Source organism: Neptunicella plasticusilytica (genome assembly GCF_047922965.1).
Taxonomy (GTDB): domain Bacteria; phylum Pseudomonadota; class Gammaproteobacteria; order Enterobacterales; family Alteromonadaceae; genus Neptunicella; species Neptunicella plasticusilytica.
The window spans coordinates 2,491,818-2,515,024 of sequence record NZ_CP150481.1; the positions used below are offsets into that span (position 1 = coordinate 2,491,818).

The following is a 23,207-nucleotide window of genomic DNA, read 5'->3' on the forward strand; positions in this document are numbered from 1 at the left end:
TAGTTATCATTATCTTATTGATTAGGTAAAATAACCGACTCAGTTTTTAAGAGCATCCACATGATTTCATCCGCCAAAGACGCCATTTATTCCCAGCCACAACAAGTGGGTGATTTTCGCTTTGATCAGGCTGTCGCCGAAGTCTTTCCGGATATGATCCAGCGTTCAGTACCGGGTTATAACACTATCGTCGACAGTATCGGCCAAATTGCCGCTTACTATCAGCAACCGGACAGCCATTATTATGATTTAGGCTGCTCTTTAGGCGCCGCCACTCTGACTATGCGCCGCTATATCAGCGTGCAAAACAGCAAGATTGTTGCGGTAGATAATTCTGAAGCAATGATAAAGCGCTGCCGGTTACATCTGGATGCGTTTAAAGCAGACACACCGGTTGACATCGTCTGTGATGATATACAAAACATCTGCATTGATAATGCTGCCGTAGTGGTAATGAATTTCACCTTGCAATTTATTCCACCAGACCAGCGGGACAAGATGATCCAGTCAGTCTTCGACGGTCTTAACCCTGGCGGTGTGTTGATCTTGTCGGAGAAAATGCGCCATTCAGCCGAGCAAGGCAATGAACTGCTTATTGAGTTACATCACGAATTTAAGCGCCGTAACGGTTACAGTGAACTGGAAATCAGCCAAAAACGCACCGCGATTGAAAATGTCATGCAAACCGACAGTATCGAAATCCACCAGCAACGACTGCAACAGGCCGGCTTTAAGCAAATTATTCCCTGGTTCCAGTGCTTTAACTTTGCGTCATTGGTAGCAATAAAACCCGATTAAGTAAGGACAAAAATGTCTTCCGAGTGGTTCAATTCATTCTATAAAATACTGGCAGATTCCCCCTTGCACAAATGGCTGGAAGTATTACCAGCCCAAATTGCAGACTGGCAAAAACATCAACATGGTGAATTTGCCAAATGGCAGCGCCTGTTGGCTAAATTACCGCACACTCAACCATCGAGTCTGCAGCTGGTTGATAAGGTTCAGTTTGGATGTGCCAGTGATATTAGTGACTACCAGCAAAAACAGATTGAAGGCCTGCTCAAACAATTTATGCCCTGGCGCAAAGGCCCGTTTTATATTCATGATATTCATATTGATACCGAATGGCGCTCCGACTGGAAATGGGATCGGGTCAGTCCGCATATCAGTGACTTAAGCGGCCGTCATGTGCTGGATATTGGTTGCGGTAGTGGCTACCACATGTGGCGTATGCTAGCACAGGATCCCAAACTGGTAGTGGGTGTCGATCCTACTGCGCTGTTCCTGATTCAGTTTCAGGCCATCAAACACTTTAATCCCGATCCGCGTATTCACTTAATGCCGGTAGGCGTGGAGCAGTTGCCCGAACTCAGGGCCTTCGACACGGTATTTTCGATGGGCGTGTTATACCACCGCAAAAGCCCTGTGGAGTTCTTGCAGCAGCTTAAAGCACAATTGCGCCCCGGTGGTGAACTGGTACTGGAAACCCTGGTGGTTGAAGGCGATGAAAACACCGTACTGATGGCCGGCGACCGTTATGCCCAGATGCGTAATGTGTGGTTTTTACCCAGCACCGCAGCGCTGACGGTATGGATGCAACGATTAGGTTTTAAACAGATTAAACTGGTCGATCTGGATCAGACCCGCCTCGAAGAACAACGCACTACTGAATGGATGAACGGTCAGTCGCTAAAAGACTTCCTTAGTCCTGATAATATCAATAAAACCATCGAAGGCTATCCCGCGCCACTACGCGCAACAATAGTGGCAACGGTTTAAAGGGCTAAAAGTAACGGGCTTCGAGCCTCGGGCTAAAAGACAGGATCCCCGCCAGAAGAAGCGGGGATCACAAAAGCAACTGCCGGGCTAAAGCAACGAGAAAAATATGCTCTCGCCAAGCCGCGGTGGCCGCCAAGGTAAAACCCTATTAACCACAAGGCCACAGTGTGCACAGAGAAAGACATATGCCGTTCGTATTGAGCGCGGAGCAGTCGAAATATGAACGGCACATTGGTGTCTTTGCGTGAAAAATCGATTACCAGTACTTAACCTGAGTTCGGGATAAGCCGCGCCTCTCGATAACGCTCTTTTTGCGCCTAGCGGCGTTGAGTTTTCTAGCAATAGCCAGCTATTACGTACGAAAACCCGCCTTGCTATCCACAAAAATGTCGTCACCGTGTGAGTATCAGATAGGGTGCAAACAGAATATTTATTATAAACAATTGAATTAATTCAATTGTTTAAATTACAACGACACTTCTTATCCCGAACTCAGGTTACTTATTTTTTGCCATCACTGATTTAAAATATACACCTTGTTCGGTGGGGGTATAATCCCAGTCTTTAATCATCATCGGCCCCCAGTCGGGATCAAATACCCAGGCCGTCCATGAGGCGCCAATTTTCTCAAGATAGTCGGTAATAATCGGCCCATAACTACCGTCGTTATTGATAACAGGTATATGAGCTCCAGGTTCGCCCTCGCGCACAAAACCTATTTCACTGCATATCAACGGATATTTTTTAGCCACAAATCCCCAGGTTTGCTGCCAACTGTCAATATAAGGTGGAGAGGTTTTCTGCGGATAAGGATGGGCAATATAGGCAATGTCTTTAGCATCGATAGGATCATCTTTAACCGGGCTCAAGTCATATGCCCAGTTAAAACCGGCGACTGCCGGTATAACCCGGGTATCATGAGCGTAGATAATGGAAATAACTTCTTCATTAAAGGCTTTCCATTCCTGCCAGCTTACCTGTCCTAATTGACCGCTATATAAAGTAGGCTCATTAAAAATCTCGTAGACCGCAATAGTCGGCACCTCTTTATAGCGATAGGCAATACTGCGCCAGAATTGTTTGGTTTCGCTTAATGAAGTGTCATACATCGGATGTTGATATAACCCGTCAATCACGTTACCGATCGAATGCCAGTCCAGAATAAGATACATGTCCCGTTGATTGGCCCAGACCACCGCCTGATCGATTAATTTCATATATTGTTCGGCGCCATGACCGCGCCAGGAAATCGGGTGAATTGGCACTCTGACCACATTGGCCCCCCACTGCTTTATCACATCAAAATGCCGAGCATTCCAGTGACCATCCCGCACCAATTTATCCGGGTCAGAAATATTCACCCCTTGCAGCACCACAGTATTACCACTTTCATTCACCAGCCGGTTACCTTCCACCTTGATAAATCCCTGATGATGAGTGAGTGTTGTGTGATCAAATCTGTCAGGGTATGGAATGCCCCACCATCCATTTTTATCATCTGGCGGGTTATCCGCTGCTTTGGCCGCAGCCGCAATGTTGCTCAAGGCAAATAATATAAAAGCTATCCTTGTCCAGTGTGTACATCCGTTAATATTCATCCGAGTTCCCCAGTTTACCTGCGCCTTTACCAATCTGTTGCAAGAACGTTGTAAAACACCAATCACTTGTATTGAAAGACAATATGATTTAGTTAATATATTGCTAACAAAATGTAAACGTTATCATTTTGTGTGTATGTAACGAAAACAGCTTCTTTGCCTAAATCACAACATAAAACCGATAATTGTTGCGACTTTTTGCTTTGCTAAAAAAATAAGGAACCCAATAATGCGTCATCAGTCCTTCACTGGTATTTTGATTAGTGTGTTACTTGGTTATTGCAGTATCAGTCTTGCTGCTTATGCGCAAGATAATCAGCTCAATCCCCATTATTTCTATTTTTTTAACGGGCAAACTCCGGGCTCATGGGGATTAACGCTGGGGGATCAGACTAACTGGGTATTGGCAGTAAAGGATAAGCAAGGCGAATCCAAAGACGGACAGATTGAGATGACGCCCGCCACATATCAGTCAAGTGGCGACGCTATTAACTTGAAATGGTCACGTAAGAAAGGCAAAGGTCAATTTGCCATATATGGCTCCCCTATCGACTTGACCAGTATCGAACACCGTGCAGCACTCACTATGGAAGTAAAAGTGATTACCAGACCGAAAAAAGCACTCTCTATTGGTGTTGATTGTGGCTATCCTTGCCGCGGCGAACTGCAAGTGCACAAAATGTTTAGGGAATTGCCCAAAGAAAAGTGGACCACAGTGCCCATTCCACTTGACTGTTTCAGCGTAAAAGGACTGGATGTATCCAAGATTAATGCCCCCTTTCTGATAGCCACCGAGGGACAACTCGAAATTGAACTGGCCAATATTCGCATGGAAATGTTACCGGAAGGTACCGCCACTTGCGCCAGTCAATGACGTTAAAAATGTTCGCATCGCCAGTCGGGTGATCAAATTTAACGTCTGATTTCGTCAGGGTTCGAACTGACTGGGGCGGCATACTGCTAACTGCTGTGCAGTTTATCAGACACAATTAGGCTCCTTTAACCCGCTCTTATAACGTTAAACGGCAATATCACTTGATCTGGCTTTTTAATAGTATAAGCTGCCCGATTTGTGTTGAGCGGGCTTAGCAAATTAAGCACCGGAACAACCACTACCAAAAGCAGATCGTACAATCCATGTCGTTAAAAACCGAAATTCGTCGACTCGTCACCCTGGCCTGGCCATTGTTAATTGCTCAGGTCACCCAAACCTTAATGGGCGTTTCCGATACCATTATGGCAGGCAGAGTATCGGCCACTGATATGGCGGCAGTGGCCATTGCGTCGAGTATTGTGATGCCGGTTTTGTTCTTTATTCAGGGTATTATTCTGGCCTTGCCGCCAATCATCTCTAGATTAAACGGGGCGAAATCGCTGGACGCCATTCCCCGAGCCGCGCAACAAACCCTGTGGCTGGCCCTGATGTTGTCATTACCACTGGCAAGCTGCTACTGGCTGGTACCGAATTTACTGCAATACATTCCGATGGAGGCCGAGCTAAAACGTATTACTTTCGAATACCTGCAGTACATGTTGCTCGGTACGCCTGCCTTTGCCATTTATCAGGTGTTGCGAAATTATTGCGAAGGACTGTCCCTCACCCGGCCCAGCATGGTGATTATGGTGATTGGTTTGATGGTTAATATTCCGGCCAACTATATTTTTATTTACGGAAAATTCGGGGTACCTGCATTTGGTGGAGCCGGTTGTGGCATTGCCACATCACTGGTATTCGTTGCAATGATGCTGGCCACCTGGCTCTATACGTTGAGAGCCAAATCACTACAGCAGTACCATCTTTATTCACACTGGTATGCGCCAAGAAAACAGGAAATATGGCAGGTGCTCAGCCAGGGAATACCTATTGCGATGGCAATACTGTTTGAAGTGTCGCTATTTGCTGTGGTTGCCCTGCTACTCTCGCCTTTCGGTGCCACCGTGGTGGCGTCTCATCAAGTGGCACTCAACTTTTCAGCCCTGATGTTTATGATCCCCCTTAGTATTGGCATGGCATCTACCATCCGGATTGGTCATTTAATCGGGGAAGGACAACCGCAATTAGCCAAAGTAGCAGTGAAGAGTGCCTGGCTGGCCGGTGCTTGCACCGCTACCTGTACAGCTTCGTTATCTTTTTTACTACGCTACCAGATTGCCGGTTTATACAGTAATGAAACAGAAGTGATTAATATGGCGGCCAACTTGATGTTACTGGCAGCCATGTTCCAGTTTTCGGATGCATTGCAAGTCATATCCGGTTGCGCCCTGCGTGGATACAAAGACAGTAAAGCGATGTTCTACATTACCTTCATCTCCTATTGGCTAATAGGTTTAACCACAGGTTGTATTTTGGGCCTAACCGACTGGATAGTGCCGCGTATGGCCGCCCCCGGATTCTGGATTGGTTTTATTGTCGGTTTAACCTCGGCAGCGGTATTTTTAAGCTGGCGATTAATTTATATTCAACATAAATGTGAGCACTCCGGATTAAAAGGTGCAATATGATTAAGATCAGTGGCATAGCAATACGACAACGCTCTCGTGCGCCAATGCAAACTATCTCCGACGCATTGGTTAGCACTGAAAGTGGCGTCGCTGGAGATTTCAGAGGCAAACCCGGCAAACGTCAGGTTACCCTGTTAAGCGAAAATATCTGGCAACAGGTTTGTGAGCAAATGCAGCAAAGCATGCCCTGGACCACTCGTCGGGCCAATTTACTGATTAGCGGTTATCAGTTCTCGGCTGCGGATGTTGGCAAGCAGGTCAAAATAGGTGAGCTGATTTTACAAATATGCAAAGAAACCGAACCCTGTCCGCGAATGGATGAGCAATACCAGGGACTAACAGCCAAACTCGCCCCTGATTGGCGAGGTGGAGTTTGCTGCCGAGTCATTCAAAGTGGTCATATTGAAGTCGGTGACAGGGTAATAATTAACCACGCAGCTGAGTGACTGATATGCTACCCATGACCCGACGTTCATTTATTGCTGCTGCCAGTGCATCGGTTGCGGCATTTACCCTACCTACCAGCGGGGCACAAAAAGGAGCGAAGAATATGTATGGCTTAATTGGAAAAATGCTGGCCACAGAAGGCCAACGGGACAAACTAATTGATATTCTACTCGAAGGTATCAGCGGAATGCCTGGCTGCCTGAGTTATATTGTCGCCAAAGACAGCACTGATCCAAATGCCATCTGGATCACCGAAGTCTGGGACAGTCAGCAAAGTCATCAGGCGTCCCTGTCACTGCCGTCTGTGCAACAGGCTATCGCCAAAGGCAAGCCCATTATCGCCGGATTTGGTGAACGCTTTGAAACAATCCCTGTTGGTGGCCAGGATCTGTCGTCGAATTAATCTTAACTGGATATAACCGGAGGAAAATATGGGTATAACGTTCTGGATAAAGCGGACCTTGACTGTCTTTGTTGGCGTTGTCGCAGTGCTGTTTATTGTGGAGTTGCTCAAAGGGCACGCTTTTGCAGATGCAATTGAGTTTGCCTTGTTATGGGGGCTCATCACCACCGCCATTTTTACCGCAACGCGCTTATATTACTCACGTAAAGGTGTGGCCTGTGCGTTATGCGATGACATTCCGTCTGACCAAAAGGAAAATAGCTAGTCATTAGCCACCTGGTTGCCCATGAAGCATAAAAATATCCTGGCGATATCGGGGAGTCTGCGACAACATTCTTATAACTCGGCGGCATTGCAGGCGTTGAGTTATCTTGCTCCGGCACAGATTAACATCAGGATTTACAGCCAAATGGATCAGTTACCGCTGTTCAATCCTGATCTGGAAGATCAGCCTATCCCGGCGTTGCAAAATTTGCGCAACGCCTTGTCAGGTGCGGACGCATTGATTATTGCCAGCCCGGAATATGCCCATGGCATTAGTGGTCCGATGAAAAATACACTGGACTGGCTGGTTAGCGGCGAAGAATTTGTCAATATGCCTGTCATGCTGGTGAACACTTCACCACGTGCAACACATGCCCAGGCGTCATTACGCGAAGTCATTACCACTATGTCGGGCAATATTATCGAATCAGCCTGTGTGGCAATTCCACTGCTGGGAAGCGAACTGGATTGTCAGGGCATAATAGACCAGCCACAAATAGCTGCGGCATTGCGTCATGCGCTGGATAAACTGTACTGTGAGTTAAAAGAACTCGATTAGGTATTTAACCCCAGCTCGGGATTAGCCACGCCTCTCAATAACGCTCTTTTTGCACTTGGCAGCGTTGGGGTTATTTACGCCTTACGCCGATAAACCGACACATTGCTGTAGCCCTGCTCATGCAACAGCAACGCCTGCAGTTTACTCATCACTCCCCGGTCACAATATAAAAAATAATCGTGGGACTGGTCCAAATCGCCAAAAGTGGTCGCCAGTTTAAAAAACGGAATATGCTGCACTTCTATGTTATCGATCAACAATGGCGCCTCTTCCTGTTCTTCACGACTGCGTATATCCAATACCACTGAACCGGCGCTAAGCTGACTAACCGTTTCAACTTCCCTGACTTCCTCGTTGGCCATTTCGGCAATGCGACGAATATCCATCACTTCGACATTTTCCAGTGCCTGATCGAGCAAGGTCATATCAAAATTCTGTTCTTCCGCTTGTACTTTTTCCATCACCGCACGCACCGTGGGTTTTTTAGAAATAACGCCACAGTATTCCGGCATGGTGCGGGCAAAATCTTCGGTACCAATAGCTTTAGCTGTATTAATGATTTCCTGTTTGTCGGCACAAATCAGCGGACGTAACACCAGCATATCGGTGACTTTATCAATTACCGACAAATTGGCTAAAGTTTGGCTGGAAACTTGCCCGAGACTTTCACCGGTAACCAATGCCGAGATGCCAAAATGTTCTGCCACACGGGTCGCGACCCTGAGCATCATACGTTTTAGCACCACACCCATTTGCGAATTTTCGACCTTTTCCAGAATCTCGCTAACTATGGGAGCAAAATCAACAGTGATAAATTTCACTTTATGCGAAGCACCATAGCGCTGCCATAGATAGTGACTGACCTGTTTAACCCCGATTTCATGCTGTTCTCCACCTAAACGGAAAAAGCAGTAATGAGTACGGGCGCCACGACGGATCATCTGATAACTGGCTACGCCCGAATCAAAGCCGCCTGACATCAGCGATAACACGTCATCCTGAGTAGGGATCGGAAATCCTCCTAACCCCACCAGGCGCTGATCGACCATAAACAACCGATCATGTTCTACTTCCAGATTAACAGTAATGTCGGGATTGCTCAGACTGACTCCGCCGGTTTCACAAAACTGGTTAAGTCCTCCGCCAACATATCGGCCGATTTCTGGCGAGGTAAACTCATGATTACCACGACGTTTAACTCTTACCGCAAAGCTTTTACCTTTTAGCTTGTCGTGCCAGACCGCTTTGACTTGCTGATAGATATCATCCAGATCAGTAAAGGTGCTTTCCCTGACTTCAAGGATTTGCTCTATGCCCGGAATGCGCTGCAACTGTTCAATCACCGCCTGTTTGTCAGCAGGATCTTCGGTTCGGGCCGACATTTCCAGTTTATCCCAATGGTTCCTCACCCCCACCTGAAATCCGTAAGGCTTGAAAATATTGCGAATATTGGATTCCAATATTTTAGTAAAACGCTTGCGTACCGATTTACTTTTAATGGTGATTTCAGGATGGAGCTTGATGATAAATTTCATGAAAAGACTGTCAGGCAAAAAGAATGGCTGCGGATTATACCTAATGCCCATCCGTATAAACAAGTGACGACTCAGAATGCCGCTGGGGCATTCCCTCTGGGCGGTTTTTAAACGGGCTTACTCTGCGTTGCTTAAATTCGAAAGAGTACCGCTATTACGTCATTCAAGCGCCTTGGTTAAGCCCGTTTCAATTCTCGCTGAGAGAGCACTTGTTTATACGGATGGGCATAAACCATCATTTGATGCAAAAATATGCGGTAATTATTCCAGTACCGAAATCGGATCGGACTCTTTAGCCTTGCCTTGCAAGATAGTGATTTCTACCCGGCGATTACGGCTGCGATCTTCAGCTGTCACGTTGTCGGTTAACGGCTGGCTGGCAGCGCGCCCGACTACCACCATGCGACTTTCATCGAATCCGGGCGCTTTGCGCAGTTCTTCGGCTACCGCGACAGCACGTTGAGCGGATAAATCCCAGTTGGAGCTATAGAGTTCGTTAGCAATATTCTGGTTATCACTATGCCCGGAAACATACACTTCACCGGCCATATCGCCTAACAATGTGCCAATCTTACGCAAAATAGGCTTAAATTGTGGCTGTAAAAAGGCTGAACCGGCTGAAAAAGCCCCGTGTTCGCGAATACGAATGGTCAGTTGTTGACCGAGCGATTCCATTTCGATAGCACCATCCAGAATTTGTTCCTGTAGCTGCTCGGCAACCTTGTTCATCATTTCGCTGATTTGTTCACTTTCCGACGCACTTTCGCTGGATGAACTGGACTGATCAACCGCTGTTTGTTGCGCTTGCCCACCGGTTTGATCACCACGCTGATTTTGCTGACCACCGGAAGATGACTGTTTACCCGCTTTAAACTCTAGCGCCGGTTGGGTCATTTCCATGGTCTGCTGCTGAATATTTTCTATCGGTGTAGGATCAGGGCGACCAGGTCGAAACTCCATCGCAATCACGCTGGTGCCCTTAGGAATATCTTTGACCTCAATTTTATTTTGCACACCAAAGGCAAACTTCATCGAGCCGGCAATTTGCTTGAATTTAAGTACGTCCATTTCGGAAAAGGACAATAGCAACACAAAAAAGCACATCAGCAACGACATCAAATCGGCAAAGGTCCCCATCCAGGCAGGTAAACCGACCGGTGGACATTTAGGGCATTCCTGTTCGTTGCTACTCATCGCTTATCCTGTCACTTTACTCGTCAGCTTCAACAACACGCTTGCTTTCGGCGATATAATTTTTCAGTAGACCTTCAATAACACGCGGGTTCTGGCCGTCAGCAATCCCCACTACGCCATCAAGGATCAATGACTGATTGAGTTTTTCCTGCGCAGCCCGGTTTTTCAGTTTATCGGAGATCGGAATACAGATAACGTTAGCCATAAAGGCCCCGTACAAGGTGGTTAACAAGGCAACCGCCATGGCCGGACCGATAGATTTGGGATCATCCATATTGGACAACATCGCCACCAGTCCAATCAGGGTACCTATCATTCCCATCGCCGGAGCAATATCCCCCAATCCTTTAAATATAGTGGCACCAAATTCATGCCGCTCACTGGTCATGGAAATATCTTTTGCCAGGGTATCGCGCACCACATCAACATCGTGACCATCCACCAGCATATCCACCCCTTTTTGCATAAAAGGCGAATCGATTTCGGCTTCCTCCAACGCTAAAAAGCCACCTTTTCGAGCTGCATCGGCCATTTGCACGATTTGCTGAATCAGGTCTTCCGGCTGTTCTATTTTGAACATAAAGGCTTTAACCGCAATTTTACCGGCGTTGAAAAATTGGCCCAATGTAAAGGAAATCATTACCACAAAAAATGAACCACAAAACACAATAAGTATTGATGGCACATTGATAAACATGGCCAATTCACCGCCCATCAACATGGCCATTACAATAAAGCCAATAGAGCCGATAAGACCAATGATCGTTGCTAAATCCACCTATATATCTCCAATTTCCAACCCTTGTACCGGCAAGCTCGATAAGCCTATTATTCAAGCCCAAAACATCTGTCTGGCGACTATATTAACGTAAACCAATTGAATTGAATTGCAAATTAACCCACTTTGCACAACTTAAGTCTCTGACTTATTTCATCATTTTATCGACGTTTAAACGGATTTCTAAAGCAATTTTGTCAGCCAAAACTGTTTGACCCCGTTTGGCCCCTCAGGTAAGGTGCGCTCAGCATTAAGAGGCGCCAAATGACCAGTAACAAAAAAACCGAAAACCTGTCTTTCGAACAATCTCTGCAAGAACTTGAAAGCATCGTCACACAAATGGAACAGGGCGATCTGGAACTGGATCTGGCGCTGCAGCAATTTGAACGTGGCATTATGCTGGCACGTAATAGCCAAACCAAGCTCAGCGAAGCAGAACAGAAAGTCAAGATTCTGATGCAGCAGCAGGGACAAGAGAAACTTATCGATTTCGAGCAAGACGATCAAGGCGAATAATGGACTGGCGCCCCTCTCAGCAACACTATCTTCAGCGCATCAATCAGCTGCTTGACCACCATATTCAATCTCTTCCCGAGCATGCCCCTGAATTAAAACAGGCCATGGCCTACGGGTTGCTGATGGGCGGAAAACGTATCCGGCCTTTTTTGATTTACGCGATAGGAGAAGCCTGTCAGGCCGATATCAATGACTTGGACGTTTGTGCCGCGGCAATTGAATGTATTCACGCCTACTCTTTAATCCATGATGATTTACCGGCAATGGATGATGATGATTTGCGGCGCGGTCACCCCACCTGTCATATCGCCTTCAATGAAGCCACCGCAATACTGGCGGGTGATGCCCTGCAAACTCTGGCATTTGAAATTTTGACTCAACAGCCCTTGTCTGCCAGCGCCGAACCTCAACGTCTGGCATTGATTACTGAACTGGCCAAAGCGGCGGGATATCAAGGAATGTGTGGTGGACAGGCAATGGACTTAGCCAGTACCGACAAACAAATAACCATTGAGCAACTACGCGAACTCCATCATAAAAAAACCGGCGCGCTGATTAAGGCCGCGTTGAATATGGCAGCACTGGTGACTAATCAACCGTTAGCACAACAAAAAATCATTGCTGAATATGCAGATGCAATTGGTCTGGCCTTTCAGGTTCAGGACGATATTCTTGATGTGGTGGCCGATACTGAAACACTCGGAAAACCGCAAGGATCGGATCAACTGGCGAACAAATCCACCTACCCTTCCCTGTTAGGTTTACAAAATGCCCGCAACGAAGCGCTGTCGCTATACAATCAAGCACTTCAAGCTTTGCACGCTTTGCCTTACAATACACAATTATTGCAGTCTTTTACTGCCTATATTATTCAACGCGATCACTAATAATTATATAATTCATGAGCCTAGACTTAGAGCATTACCCTGTATTGGCGTTGGCTGATACCCCGGAAGAACTTCGCCAGCTATCGCAAGATAAACTGCGCACACTAGCCGACGAACTGCGCCAATATCTGTTAACCAGTGTCAGCATGAGTAGTGGCCATTTTGCCTCGGGGTTAGGTACTGTCGAACTGACCGTCGCCCTGCATTATGTGTATAACACCCCTTTTGATCGGCTTATCTGGGATGTGGGACATCAAGCCTATCCGCATAAAATCTTGACCGGCCGCAGAGCGGAAATGCCGACTATTCGCCAGAAAAACGGCTTACACCCTTTTCCCTGGCCTCCTGAAAGTCATTACGACACTTTTGCCGTCGGACATTCATCGACCTCCATCAGCGCAGCACTGGGGATGGCCGTAGCGGCCGAAAAAGAAAACAAAGGCCGTAAGGTGGTTGCCGTGATTGGTGACGGAGCCTTAACCGCCGGCATGGCGTTTGAGGCGCTCAATCATGCTGGCGATATTCACAAGGATATGCTGGTTATTCTTAATGATAACGAGATGTCGATTTCCGAAAATGTCGGCGCTCTCAATAGTCATCTCGCCAAACTGCTCACGGGTAACTTGTTTAACAGTATTCGTGAAGGCAGTAAAAAAATTCTCAATAATGTACCGCCCATCAAGGAATTTGCCAGCCGCGCAGAAGAACATATTAAAGGTATGGTGGTCCCCGGCACCATTTTTGAGGAATTGGGGTTTAATTATATTGGCCCTATCGACGGTCACGATGTCAATGCCATGGTCGATACCTTGCGCAATATGCGCAAGATGGATGGCCCGCAAATCCTGCATGTCGTCACCAAAAAAGGCAAAGGTTTCGAGTGCGCCGAAAAAGATCCGATTAAATACCACGCCGTCCCCAAGTTTAATCCGGCCGATAACAGCTTGCCACAATCCACCAGCAGTAAAATGAGCTTCTCGGCTATTTTTGGCGACTGGCTATGCGATATGGCTGAAAACGACGACAAGCTAATGGCAATTACCCCCGCCATGCGAGAAGGCTCCGGCATGGTGAGGTTTTCCAAACAGTTTCCGCAGCAATATTTCGATGTCGCCATTGCCGAACAACATGCCGTGACTTTTGCGGCTGGCTTGGCACGCGATGGCCTTAAACCTGTGGTGGCAATTTACTCCACTTTCTTGCAGCGCGCATACGATCAGCTTATCCACGATGTGGCGTTGCAGAACCTGCCGGTATTATTTGCAATTGATCGGGCTGGAATTGTCGGCGCCGATGGCCCAACCCATCAGGGTGCGTTTGATATTTCCTTTATGCGCTGTATCCCCAATATGGTGATTATGACGCCTTCGGATGAAAACGAATGCCGCCAGATGTTATATACCGGCTATCAGCACTCAGGCCCTGCGGCAGTGCGCTATCCTCGCGGTAACGGAATTGGCACCCCGCTCGAAAAAACCATGCAAACATTGCCGATGGGCAAATCCGTCACTCGCCGTGAAGGCAAGTCTATTGCAATCCTGAACTTCGGCACGTTAATCGGTTTTGCGCTACCCGCTGCCGAACAACTGGATGCCACCCTGGTTGATATGCGTTTTGTTAAACCGCTTGATACTCAGATAATCGATCAACTGGCGCAATCCCACGATCTGCTGGTGACCCTGGAAGATAATGCGATTTCAGGTGGTGCAGGCAGCGCCGTTGGCGAATATTTGCAAGATCAACAATTAACCTCAGGCTTACTTAAAATCGGTTTGCCGGATCAGTTTATTTTGCAGGGTACCCAGGAACAGATGTATACCGAACTGGGGCTGGATACTCAGGGCATTGTCCAGAAAATCCAGGGTTTTAAGCAGAAGTAACCAGCGACTAGCTGCGAGTAGCGGGCTTCGAGCTAAAGGATTAAAATCAGTATTAACCACAGAGGCGCAGAGAAAAAACACAGCTTCGGGTGGGGAATAAACAATACTGACGGCATAAATGCCGACCTACAATCTACCATGATCTACTGTAGGTTGTGGCTTTAGCCCACCTGTTTCAACCATACGGTGCTCTTACCCGTCATCCCTGCGATGTATCGGTAGGGGCTCCAGTTTTTGCTTTAAATTCACTTCTCTGTGAACCCTGTGTCTCTGTGGTCAATTTTGCTTTTTAGCTCAAAAACCGTCACTGGTTATTATTAACCTAACCAACCCAGATATAGCAAACCATGCATAGACAGCATGGCAAACACACCGGCTAATACATCGTCGGCCATAATGCCGAACCCGCCGTGGACGTGCTTATCCAGATAGCTGATTGGCCAGGGCTTGAGAATATCGAACAGTCGAAACAGGATAAAACCGGCCACAATATTGGTCATATTCAGGGGAACGGCGATCATGGTGATCAAGAAACCGGCCACTTCATCCCAGACAATAGCAGAATGATCATGCACACCCATATCTATCGCGGTGCGACCACAAATCCAGATACCGGCAACGGAACTGATGATGGCCACCAGCACATACCAGATTAAAGCTAAATCACTAAGCAACCAATACAGTGGAATCGCCGCTAACGTCCCGAATGTGCCCGGCAAAAAAGACGCCAGACCGGAACCAAAGCCTAATGCCAGGAAATGGGCAGGATGGGTAAATCGGATGCGCTGCCTAAGCTGACGATCCATTAACACGCAGTCCTAACTAAAATGTTCATAACCGCGAACATTAAAGTTGAATGGCTGTTTATTCAGCTGCAATTCCAGCTTGCCTGGCTGGCCGGTCATCTGTCCTATACAGGTAATGGCGACATTGGAATGCAACAACGCTCTATCCAAATTACCTTTTTGTTCTTCCGGGACACAGAATAATAGTTCGTAATCATCCCCACCGGTTAACGCGTACTGGATACCTTGTTCAGGCTCGACACTTTCCAACAATGCCTGTGACAGCGGAATTTTATCAATTTGTACCACCGCTCCACAGTTTGATGCATTCAACACATGTTTCAAGTCAGATAGCATTCCGTCGGAAATATCAATACAGGCTGTGGCCAGACGACGCAGCGTAGTTCCTGCCAGGACTCTGGGTGTGGGGAAGTTTAACCGGTTAACCAGGGCATCACGGAATTTATAGGGCACTTCAACCTTTTTCTGCACAACATCCAGTCCCAGTGCGGCATCACCTAGGGTGCCGGTAACAAACAGCAGATCTCCGGGCTTGGCGCCACTGCGGGTTAACGCCTGTTGTTCAGGAATAAAGCCCATCGCAGTAATAGTAATACTCAACGGACCTTTGACGGTATCGCCACCAATAAGTTGAACAGAGTAATATTCACACAGTTCACGCATCCCTTGAGAGAATTCGTCAAGCCACTGTTCATCCACTTTAGGTACAGACAGAGATAAATTGATCCAGGCAGGTTCGGCTCCCATGGCCGCCAAATCACTTAAATTAACCGCCACAGCTTTGTGGGCAATAGCCTGGGGAGAGGTATTCTCGGGAAAATGTACGCCGTTAATCAAAGTATCGGTGGTAACCGCCAGATTTTGGCCGGCCGCGACTGAACTGACGGCACAATCATCGCCAATTCCGATCAGGACATCCTTGCGCTGATAGCTTCTCTGTTTAAAGAAACTATCGATAATCGTAAATTCTTTCACGTTTTATTTTATTCGGCTCGTTCATGTTTACGGAAATAATGGATTGCTTTATCCAGTACGCCGTTGACAAATTTATGGCTCTCTTCGGCACCAAAAGACTTGGCAAGTTCAATCGCTTCGTTAATAACAACCTTGAAAGGTACGTCAACACGATGCTGCAACTCATAAGTGGCGATACGAATAATGGCTTTTTCGACCGGATCCAGTTCTTCCGGCAAACGTCCGAGATAGGGTTTGATTTTGTCATCCAGTTCACCAACACGAGCCACAACCTGGCTGAGCAGTTCCTGGAAATAGGCCATATCAACTTTGGTCATGTCGTTAGTTGTGGCCATATGCAACTCAATCTGTTTGACCGGATTGCCTGTCATCTGCCAGGAGTACACCGCTTGTAACGCCAGTTCTCTGGCATTGCGCCGTGCCGCAGGCTTCATAGTTGCAGGTTTCATCAATTATTCCCCGGCAATCTGGGCAACAACATTGACCATTTCAAGCGCACCTAAAGCGGCATCAACACCTTTGTTGCCGGCTTTAGTGCCAGAACGTTCGATTGCCTGCTCGATACTGTCGGTAGTGATTACGCCAAAAGACACCGGAATACCGTATTCAAGGGACACCTGAGCCAAACCTTTATTGCACTCACCGGCGACAAAATCAAAATGAGGTGTGCCACCACGGATTACCGCACCCAAGGCGATAATTGCATCAAATTTTTTCGACTCAGCCAGCTTTTTTGCCACCAAAGGCAATTCATAAGCACCCGGAACCCTTACCAGGGTAATATCCTGATCGTTGACCTCTCCGTGACGTTCTAGCGCATCTAATGCTCCGTCAACCAGACTCTCAACCACAAAACTGTTAAAACGGGAAACAACAAGAGCAAATTTTTTACCTGTTGCACGGATATTACCTTCAATGATATTCATATTGATTTCCTGTCAAAAATCTGCCGAAAAAAATGCGGCGCAAATTATAGCACGGAACATCCCAATCAGGGACGAGTATTTTACCTGTTAATCCTGCAGGCGGCTTAACTGTCATATCTATCGCTGTTAAGCGATGAAAATTTCTCTCTCACTGAGCACACAGCCTAGTTCAGTCACCAACATATTCGACAATTTCCAGACCATAACCGGACAAAGCAGAATATTTCTTCGGTTTGCTCAGCAAACGCATTTTATGCACGCCAAGCGACGCCAATATTTGACACCCAACGCCTACGGTACGAGAACTGCCGCGCCAAGTTGCGCCGGCCGGTTTTTCGCCCCGATCTTCGGCAGCAAACTGATGTATCTTCTGCACAATATCCTGCTCAGACTCTTTTTTACCCAGAATCACCAGTACCCCACCCTGCTCACCGATCATTTTCATTGCACAAGGCAAGTTCATGCTGCGTTCTACCGAGCGCACCGAGCCTAGCATATCACTGAAGGTATCCTGTAAATGGACTCTGACCAGAGTGGCTTGATCTTGTTCAATAGCGCCTTTGCGCAACGCAAAATGTAATTGGTTGTCAATCACGTCTTTATAGGTGAATAAATCAAACTCACCATATTCGGTAGGTAATTTGCACTCGGCTATTTTCTCGATGGTGGTTTCATGCAAATTGCGATATTCAATCAAATCGGCAATGGTGCCAATTTTAATATTGTGTTTGGCGGCAAACAATTCCAGTTCTGGTCGACGGGCCATACTGCCGTCTTCATTAAGCACCTCGACAATGACGCTGGCCGGTTCACAACCTGCCAAACGGGCCAAATCCACCCCCGCTTCGGTATGTCCGGCGCGATTTAACACTCCTCCTTGCTTGGCAATTAACGGGAAAATATGGCCCGGCTGAACAATATCACTGGCTTTGGCATCCGTCGCAACTGCCGCCAAAATAGTTCGCGCCCGGTCTGCAGCAGAAATACCGGTAGTAACTCCGCTTGCCGCTTCAATCGACACGGTAAAATTGGTGCTGAATTGCGCGCCATTATTGTCTACCATCAAGGGTAAATTCAGCCTGCGGCAACGCTCTTCAGTCATGGGTAAACAAACCAGGCCACGTGCGTGGGTGACCATAAAATTAATTGCCTGCGGCGTTACATGCTCCGCTGCCATGATCAGATCGCCTTCATTCTCGCGATCTTCATCATCCATCAAAATAACCATTTTACCCTGACGAATATCGTCCAGGATCTCGGCGGTGGTGTTAAGCATAGTGTATTTAACCTTTATTCAGATAACCGTTTTCAGCCAGAAAGGCCAGGCTGATATCTGTTTGTTTTGTTGTGTCGGCAGCCCTGTCGACTAACATAAGTCGTTCCAGATAACGGGCAATGACATCGACTTCGAGATTCACCCGACTACCGGGCTTATACCCCCCGATAATAGTTTCTTGCAGGGTATGGGGGACCAAAGTTAATCTAAACATTGCGCCATTGACTTCATTAATGGTCAGGCTGACGCCATCTACTGTCACCGATCCCTTCTCGGCAATATATCTGGCCAGATCAGTGGGGGCAGTTACCCAGATTTCAACCGCTTTGCCCTTATCTTCAATACTTTTGACTTCCCCTACACCATCAACATGGCCACTGACTATATGGCCGCCAAAGCGTGAAGTGGCCAGCATGGCTTTTTCCAGATTAACTCCCTGGCCATTGGTGTAATGGGCAAAACCGCTTCTGGCAATCGTCTCCGACGACACATCGGCACTAAAGTGATGCTGATCAAACTCAACAACCGTCAAACAAACCCCATTGGTGGCGATACTGTCACCCAACGCGACATCGGACATATCCAGTTTGCCGACATTAACCCGCAAACGGACATCAGAACCGTTATTTTGTAAGTGTTGAATGGTGCCGGTTGCAGCAATAATACCTGTAAACATAAAAACCTATTGGTAAAGAGGTGTGGCAACAATTTTTAAATCATCACCAATCTGTCGAACATCCTGCCATTGTAACCCAATCGTCTGCTCCATGTGTTCAAACAGAGGCAGATTGAGTAAATTTTGGCTCTTGTCGCCCATTATCCTGGGGGCAATATAAATAATCATTTCATCAATCAGTTTTGCCGCAAGCAGCGCACCCGCCAAGCCTGCTCCCGCTTCCACCCAGACTTGATTAATCTGCAATTGTCCCATATGGGCTAATATTGCCCCCAAATCCATTTTCCCGACCAGATTACCCGGCCCTTGCCACTGACTTACATGGGCAGAAAACGGCTGTGGATTAACGTTTTTATTTACCAATAACACCTCATCGCCCTGATTGACGATTCGATGTTGGCTGGAGACTTTATTCTGACTGTCAATAATAACCCGCAGCGGCTGGCGTATATTGTCTGCGGTCAAAAATCTAGGTGGATTATGCAGCTCGTCAAAACGCACATTCAATAGCGGATCATCTGCCAATACTGTGCCTGAACCGGTTAAAATGGCGCAGCTTCTGGCACGATAGGACTGCACTTCGCGACGCGCTGCAGTGCCGGTAATCCATTGGCTATGGCCGTTGTTTAAAGCAATTTTACCGTCCAGACTGGCGGCCATTTTCAATGATACAAAAGGTTTACCCTGTTGCATTCTTTTAATAAAGCCACGATTGAGCTGACTGGCTTGATGCTCTAATAAACCACTGGCTGTCTCAATCCCGGCATTGGCCAATAACTCCATTCCTCGTCCGGACACTTGCGGATTCGGGTCAACCATGGCACAGATTACTTTTTTGACACCTGCCTTGATCAAGGCTTCCGCACAGGGTGGTGTTCGCCCATGATGGCTGCAGGGTTCCAGTGTCACATAAACTGTTGCATTGGCAGCCTTGTTACCCGCCTGCCGCAAGGCAAAAATTTCAGCATGGGGCCCGCCTGCCCGCTGATGCCACCCCTGCCCGACGATATCACCGTCAGAACTGACCACCACACACCCCACCATAGGATTCGGCGACGTCGTGTAGATACCTCGTTCGGCTAACTGCAACGCCAAACTCATCATGGCGTGATCGTTGGCGCTAAATGCTGACATACTCAGTCTCCCAGGCGGGCGATTTCCTCACCAAACTCACGAATATCTTCAAATGAACGATAAACCGAGGCAAACCTCACGTAGGCCACTTTATCCAGCTCTTTGAGGCCGTCCATAATCAGGTTACCCACCAGTTCGCTGCTGACTTCCCGTTCACCCGTTGCACGCAGCGCGGATTTGATCCGGTTTATGCACTCCTCCACTTTTTCGGTATCAACCGGACGCTTTTCCAGTGCCCGCTGTAAACCGGCGCGCAATTTATCTTCGTTAAAAGGCTCACGTGAACCATCACGTTTGACCACACGTGGCATCACCAGTTCTGCAGTTTCAAAAGTGGTAAAACGTTCATGGCAACTAATGCATTCACGGCGTCTGCGTACCTGATGGCCCTCTGCCACTAATCTGGAATCAATGACTTTGGTTTCCTGAGCCGAACAAAATGGACAAAACATAATGGTATCTCTACCTGACAGGCTGGTAAGTTGTTAAATTGCCGCTAAGCTATCAAAAAATACCGCCAAGCAACAGCTTGATCAAAGAGTTAGTTATGCGACAAACCACTGTATTCTATTTACTGTTCAGTTTTTATAGCACATTTTGTCAGGCAGATTGTCGTCAGCCCGTTCACTATCAGTGGCTGGTTGGTAACTGGTCCACTCAGGGTCAAACAACGCAAATAACCGAAAGCTGGCAGCAAATTTCAACCGATACTCTGGAAGGACAGGGATCGACAATCAAAGCCGGTCAAGTCGTGACAGAAGAAAGTCTGCGACTGGTATTGATGGGTAACGAACTGTTTTATCTTGCCAAAGTCCCCCATAATCCCTTACCTGTGGCATTTAAACTGACTCAATGCAGTGAGCACCAAGCCCGTTTTGATAATGCCCAACATGATTTTCCCAACCGGATTGAATATCGGCTGATATCGGCTTCAGAACTTGAAGTTGACGTGCGTGACAACGAGGGTAAGGGTTTCACGCTAAATTTTATCCGGCAGTGATAAACTGTCCCTGCTATTTTTTGGATAACAGGCGCACCATTTCCTTTAGCTCCCTAATTTCCTGCTGCAAATCACTCAGCGAGGGCTCATTGTCCTGTCTGGCCCTGGCATGTTCCTGCTCCATTACATTAACCACAATACCGATGACCATATTTAAAAAGGCAAAAGCGGTGAAGAAAATAAAAGTCAGGTAATAGATCCAGCTGAACGGATACACATCCATGGTTTCATATTGCACATCAGTCCAGTCTTCAAAGGTCATGACCCGGAATAAAGTCAACATGGAAATGGCAATATTGCCCCATAACTCGTTATTTATATCCTTGAACAGAAAGCTGCCAACCGCCGCGTACATATAGAAGATGATAAACATCAACAGCACCACATAGCCTAGTTGCGGCAAAGCTCTAAGCAACGAATTTATCAAGATGCGTAATTCCGGAATAATCGATACCATCCGCAGCACCCGAAAAACCCGGACCAGTCGTGCCAGTAACGCCATTTCCGTGTCCTGGATTGGAATTAAACTGACTAACACCACTAAGGTGTCAAAGATATTCCAGCCCGATTTAAAGAACTGTCGTTTATTCGGTTCGGCGATAAAACGCACTGTGATCTCAAACAGAAAAAAAACTGTGATAAACAGATCGAGAAAATAAGTGGCGGTGTTGGCAATCGGCGGCAGATCATAAGTCTTGGCGCCGATTTCCAGCGCCGAAATAATAATAACCGAGACCACAAACAGTTCAAACAAACGGTTGTTTTTTAATTTTAATAACTGGTTTTGCAAGGTTTCGTACATAAATTCGATTTGATTCGACAAAGTGCTAACTAAATGGGGTAACTTAAACGAATTTAAACGGCTATCAATATAAAAATCGCCACAGCACTGTGGCGATATTGTAAGAAAATATCGCGGGGAGGGTTAATACTGACCGCGAATATGCTGATGCACCTGCGTATGATAAAAATCGCTTAAGCTCTGATGCAGATCGGCATCCAATGCCGGAAGCTCCGAAATCGCCGCATTGGCTTTGGCCTGAACCGCCGAACTGGCACCGGGTATAATGGTTGATACTGCATCATGATCCAAAATCCAGCGCAAGGCCAGTTGCGCCATACTGTAGCCTTCAGGTGCGTACTGTTTTAACTGCTCGGTTAATTCCACGCCTTTAATAAAGGGCAAGCCGGCAAAAGTTTCGCCCACATTAAAACATTCACCATTTTGGTTAAAATTGCGGTGATCGGACTGACCAAAACGTGTATCAACACTGAATTTACCACTTAGCAGCCCGCTAGCCAGTGGTAAACGAACAATAATCCCGACACCTTTTTCTTTAGCCTGCGGAAGCAATTCATTGACCAGTTTCTGGCGGTACAGATTAAAAATAACCTGTAAGGACAATAATCCTTCCTGTTCTAGACAGATAAGTCCTTCTTCGACAGTCTCGACGCTGGCACCAAAGTGCTGGATAACTCCTTGCTGTTTTAGTTTGCGTAACCATTCAAATATCTCGCCATCACGCAAGACCTGAGTAGGCACACAATGCAATTGCAGCAAATCCAGACTACTCACTCCCAGACGCTCTATAGAAGCTTCTACCCCATCACGTAACGCCTGTTCGGAATATTTATCCGGAAAAACATCTCCGCCACGGCCAAATTTGCTGGCTATCTTGGGCTGCTGTCCGCTCTGTTGAAGAAACTGGCCAATCAGTTTCTCACTTTTGCCGCCACCATACACATCGGCGGTATCCAGAAAACTGACACCGTTGTCCAGCGCAGCATCAAGAATAGAAAATGTCTGTTGCTGGTCAAAGTCCTGTCCCCAGTCACCACCAAGTTGCCAGCAACCTAATCCGACTTCACTTACCTCAAAACCCTGTTGTCCAAGTGTTCTAAATTTCATCAGTATCCTGTTTAACCTCTACAAGTTATCTATTATCACGTTTATACAGACTTTCTAAGCTAGCCTAATTGCCAGCAAGACACGATTGTGATTTTTGATTATGGCTATATTTAAACTTTTAACTGCAAAAACGCCTGAATCAGACTGATTTCAGGCGCTAAAT

At 47.0% G+C, this 23,207-nt stretch carries 26 protein-coding genes; 12 read left to right on the plus strand and 14 right to left on the minus strand.

Annotation, left to right across the window (positions count from 1 at the left end; translation table 11 throughout):
* The first annotated feature begins 63 nt into the window (after nucleotides 1-63).
* Both cmoA and cmoB read left to right on the plus strand, forming a co-directional pair.
* Nucleotides 64-798, plus strand: a complete 735-nt coding sequence (gene cmoA, locus V1467_RS11130) for a carboxy-S-adenosyl-L-methionine synthase CmoA (RefSeq protein WP_416308691.1) — start codon at nucleotides 64-66, stop codon at nucleotides 796-798.
* A 12-nt stretch (nucleotides 799-810) separates the two neighbouring features.
* Nucleotides 811-1,779, plus strand: coding sequence for a tRNA 5-methoxyuridine(34)/uridine 5-oxyacetic acid(34) synthase CmoB (gene cmoB, locus V1467_RS11135; protein WP_416305049.1), 969 nt, complete (start codon nucleotides 811-813; stop codon nucleotides 1,777-1,779).
* A gap of 497 nt (nucleotides 1,780-2,276) precedes the next feature.
* Here cmoB and V1467_RS11140 read toward each other — a convergent pair whose 3' ends face one another.
* Nucleotides 2,277-3,377 (minus strand): glycoside hydrolase family 5 protein, encoded by a 1,101-nt coding sequence (locus tag V1467_RS11140; RefSeq protein WP_416305050.1) that lies wholly within the window; start codon nucleotides 3,375-3,377, stop codon nucleotides 2,277-2,279.
* Nucleotides 3,378-3,606: 229 nt separating this feature from the next.
* Here V1467_RS11140 and V1467_RS11145 point away from each other — a divergent pair, with 229 nt between their 5' ends.
* The 6 genes from V1467_RS11145 (at nucleotide 3,607) to V1467_RS11170 (ending at nucleotide 7,552) form a co-directional block, all read left to right on the plus strand.
* Nucleotides 3,607-4,251, plus strand: a complete 645-nt coding sequence (locus V1467_RS11145; protein WP_416305051.1) for a putative glycoside hydrolase — start codon at nucleotides 3,607-3,609, stop codon at nucleotides 4,249-4,251.
* 263 nt (nucleotides 4,252-4,514) lie between these two features.
* Complete coding sequence (locus V1467_RS11150; protein WP_416305052.1) at nucleotides 4,515-5,879, plus strand: MATE family efflux transporter; 1,365 nt, start codon at nucleotides 4,515-4,517, stop codon at nucleotides 5,877-5,879.
* On the plus strand, nucleotides 5,876-6,325 hold the full coding sequence (locus tag V1467_RS11155; RefSeq protein WP_416305053.1) for an MOSC domain-containing protein: 450 nt from the start codon (nucleotides 5,876-5,878) through the stop codon (nucleotides 6,323-6,325). Before V1467_RS11150 ends, V1467_RS11155 begins: the two co-directional genes overlap by 4 nt.
* 5 nt (nucleotides 6,326-6,330) lie before the next feature.
* Nucleotides 6,331-6,729, plus strand: coding sequence for a putative quinol monooxygenase (locus V1467_RS11160; protein ID WP_416308692.1), 399 nt, complete (start codon nucleotides 6,331-6,333; stop codon nucleotides 6,727-6,729).
* 28 nt (nucleotides 6,730-6,757) lie between these two features.
* Nucleotides 6,758-6,994 (plus strand): hypothetical protein, encoded by a 237-nt coding sequence (locus tag V1467_RS11165; protein ID WP_416305054.1) that lies wholly within the window; start codon nucleotides 6,758-6,760, stop codon nucleotides 6,992-6,994.
* A 21-nt stretch (nucleotides 6,995-7,015) separates the two neighbouring features.
* Nucleotides 7,016-7,552: an NADPH-dependent FMN reductase gene (locus V1467_RS11170; protein ID WP_416305055.1), complete on the plus strand. Its 537-nt coding sequence runs from the start codon at nucleotides 7,016-7,018 to the stop codon at nucleotides 7,550-7,552.
* 74 nt (nucleotides 7,553-7,626) lie between these two features.
* Here V1467_RS11170 and thiI read toward each other — a convergent pair whose 3' ends face one another.
* The 3 genes from thiI to pomA all read right to left on the minus strand — a co-directional run bounded on the left by thiI (nucleotide 7,627) and on the right by pomA (nucleotide 11,059).
* Complete coding sequence (gene thiI / locus V1467_RS11175; protein WP_416305056.1) at nucleotides 7,627-9,087, minus strand: tRNA uracil 4-sulfurtransferase ThiI; 1,461 nt, start codon at nucleotides 9,085-9,087, stop codon at nucleotides 7,627-7,629.
* A gap of 261 nt (nucleotides 9,088-9,348) precedes the next feature.
* Nucleotides 9,349-10,281 (minus strand): flagellar motor protein MotB, encoded by a 933-nt coding sequence (locus V1467_RS11180; protein ID WP_416305057.1) that lies wholly within the window; start codon nucleotides 10,279-10,281, stop codon nucleotides 9,349-9,351.
* Nucleotides 10,282-10,297: 16 nt separating this feature from the next.
* Nucleotides 10,298-11,059, minus strand: coding sequence for a flagellar motor protein PomA (pomA, locus tag V1467_RS11185; protein WP_416305058.1), 762 nt, complete (start codon nucleotides 11,057-11,059; stop codon nucleotides 10,298-10,300).
* A 264-nt stretch (nucleotides 11,060-11,323) separates the two neighbouring features.
* Here pomA and V1467_RS11190 point away from each other — a divergent pair, with 264 nt between their 5' ends.
* From V1467_RS11190 to dxs, 3 genes are read left to right on the plus strand one after another with little or no spacing between them, the layout of a single operon-like run.
* On the plus strand, nucleotides 11,324-11,575 hold the full coding sequence (locus tag V1467_RS11190) for an exodeoxyribonuclease VII small subunit (protein WP_416305059.1): 252 nt from the start codon (nucleotides 11,324-11,326) through the stop codon (nucleotides 11,573-11,575).
* On the plus strand, nucleotides 11,575-12,462 hold the full coding sequence (gene ispA, locus V1467_RS11195; protein ID WP_416305060.1) for a (2E,6E)-farnesyl diphosphate synthase: 888 nt from the start codon (nucleotides 11,575-11,577) through the stop codon (nucleotides 12,460-12,462). Before V1467_RS11190 ends, ispA begins: the two co-directional genes overlap by 1 nt.
* Nucleotides 12,463-12,476: 14 nt before the next feature.
* Entirely contained in the window at nucleotides 12,477-14,342 is a 1,866-nt protein-coding gene (gene dxs / locus V1467_RS11200; RefSeq protein ID WP_416305061.1) for a 1-deoxy-D-xylulose-5-phosphate synthase, read from the plus strand.
* A 317-nt stretch (nucleotides 14,343-14,659) separates the two neighbouring features.
* On the opposite strand, the gene V1467_RS11205 is transcribed toward dxs, so the two are convergent.
* The 8 genes from V1467_RS11205 to nrdR form a co-directional block, all read right to left on the minus strand.
* Nucleotides 14,660-15,148, minus strand: a complete 489-nt coding sequence (locus V1467_RS11205) for a phosphatidylglycerophosphatase A (RefSeq protein ID WP_416305062.1) — start codon at nucleotides 15,146-15,148, stop codon at nucleotides 14,660-14,662.
* 12 nt (nucleotides 15,149-15,160) lie between these two features.
* Nucleotides 15,161-16,123 carry a thiamine-phosphate kinase gene (gene thiL, locus V1467_RS11210; RefSeq protein ID WP_416305063.1) on the minus strand — a complete coding sequence of 321 codons (963 nt, stop codon included), beginning with the start codon at nucleotides 16,121-16,123 and terminating at the stop codon, nucleotides 15,161-15,163.
* 8 nt (nucleotides 16,124-16,131) lie between these two features.
* The gene (gene nusB / locus V1467_RS11215) at nucleotides 16,132-16,557 is read right to left on the minus strand and encodes a transcription antitermination factor NusB (RefSeq protein ID WP_416308693.1); all 426 of its coding nucleotides are present in this window, start codon (nucleotides 16,555-16,557) and stop codon (nucleotides 16,132-16,134) included.
* Between the two features lie 18 nt (nucleotides 16,558-16,575).
* Entirely contained in the window at nucleotides 16,576-17,049 is a 474-nt protein-coding gene (gene ribE, locus V1467_RS11220) for a 6,7-dimethyl-8-ribityllumazine synthase (protein ID WP_416305064.1), read from the minus strand.
* Nucleotides 17,050-17,218: 169 nt separating this feature from the next.
* The gene (gene ribBA / locus V1467_RS11225; RefSeq protein ID WP_416305065.1) at nucleotides 17,219-18,325 is read right to left on the minus strand and encodes a bifunctional 3,4-dihydroxy-2-butanone-4-phosphate synthase/GTP cyclohydrolase II; all 1,107 of its coding nucleotides are present in this window, start codon (nucleotides 18,323-18,325) and stop codon (nucleotides 17,219-17,221) included.
* A gap of 7 nt (nucleotides 18,326-18,332) precedes the next feature.
* Entirely contained in the window at nucleotides 18,333-19,001 is a 669-nt protein-coding gene (locus V1467_RS11230) for a riboflavin synthase (protein WP_416305066.1), read from the minus strand.
* A 6-nt stretch (nucleotides 19,002-19,007) separates the two neighbouring features.
* The gene (gene ribD, locus V1467_RS11235; protein ID WP_416305067.1) at nucleotides 19,008-20,135 is read right to left on the minus strand and encodes a bifunctional diaminohydroxyphosphoribosylaminopyrimidine deaminase/5-amino-6-(5-phosphoribosylamino)uracil reductase RibD; all 1,128 of its coding nucleotides are present in this window, start codon (nucleotides 20,133-20,135) and stop codon (nucleotides 19,008-19,010) included.
* A 2-nt stretch (nucleotides 20,136-20,137) separates the two neighbouring features.
* A complete protein-coding gene (gene nrdR, locus V1467_RS11240) occupies nucleotides 20,138-20,587 on the minus strand; it encodes a transcriptional regulator NrdR (protein ID WP_416305068.1) in 450 nt (149 codons plus the stop codon).
* 95 nt (nucleotides 20,588-20,682) lie between these two features.
* Between nrdR and V1467_RS11245 the strand changes: the two genes are divergently transcribed.
* The gene (locus V1467_RS11245) at nucleotides 20,683-21,135 is read left to right on the plus strand and encodes a DUF6265 family protein (protein WP_416305069.1); all 453 of its coding nucleotides are present in this window, start codon (nucleotides 20,683-20,685) and stop codon (nucleotides 21,133-21,135) included.
* 13 nt (nucleotides 21,136-21,148) lie between these two features.
* On the opposite strand, the gene V1467_RS11250 is transcribed toward V1467_RS11245, so the two are convergent.
* Both V1467_RS11250 and V1467_RS11255 read right to left on the minus strand, forming a co-directional pair.
* On the minus strand, nucleotides 21,149-21,937 hold the full coding sequence (locus V1467_RS11250; protein WP_416308694.1) for an ion transporter: 789 nt from the start codon (nucleotides 21,935-21,937) through the stop codon (nucleotides 21,149-21,151).
* Nucleotides 21,938-22,060: 123 nt separating this feature from the next.
* Nucleotides 22,061-23,044 (minus strand): aldo/keto reductase, encoded by a 984-nt coding sequence (locus V1467_RS11255; RefSeq protein ID WP_416305070.1) that lies wholly within the window; start codon nucleotides 23,042-23,044, stop codon nucleotides 22,061-22,063.
* Nucleotides 23,045-23,207 lie beyond the last annotated feature (163 nt).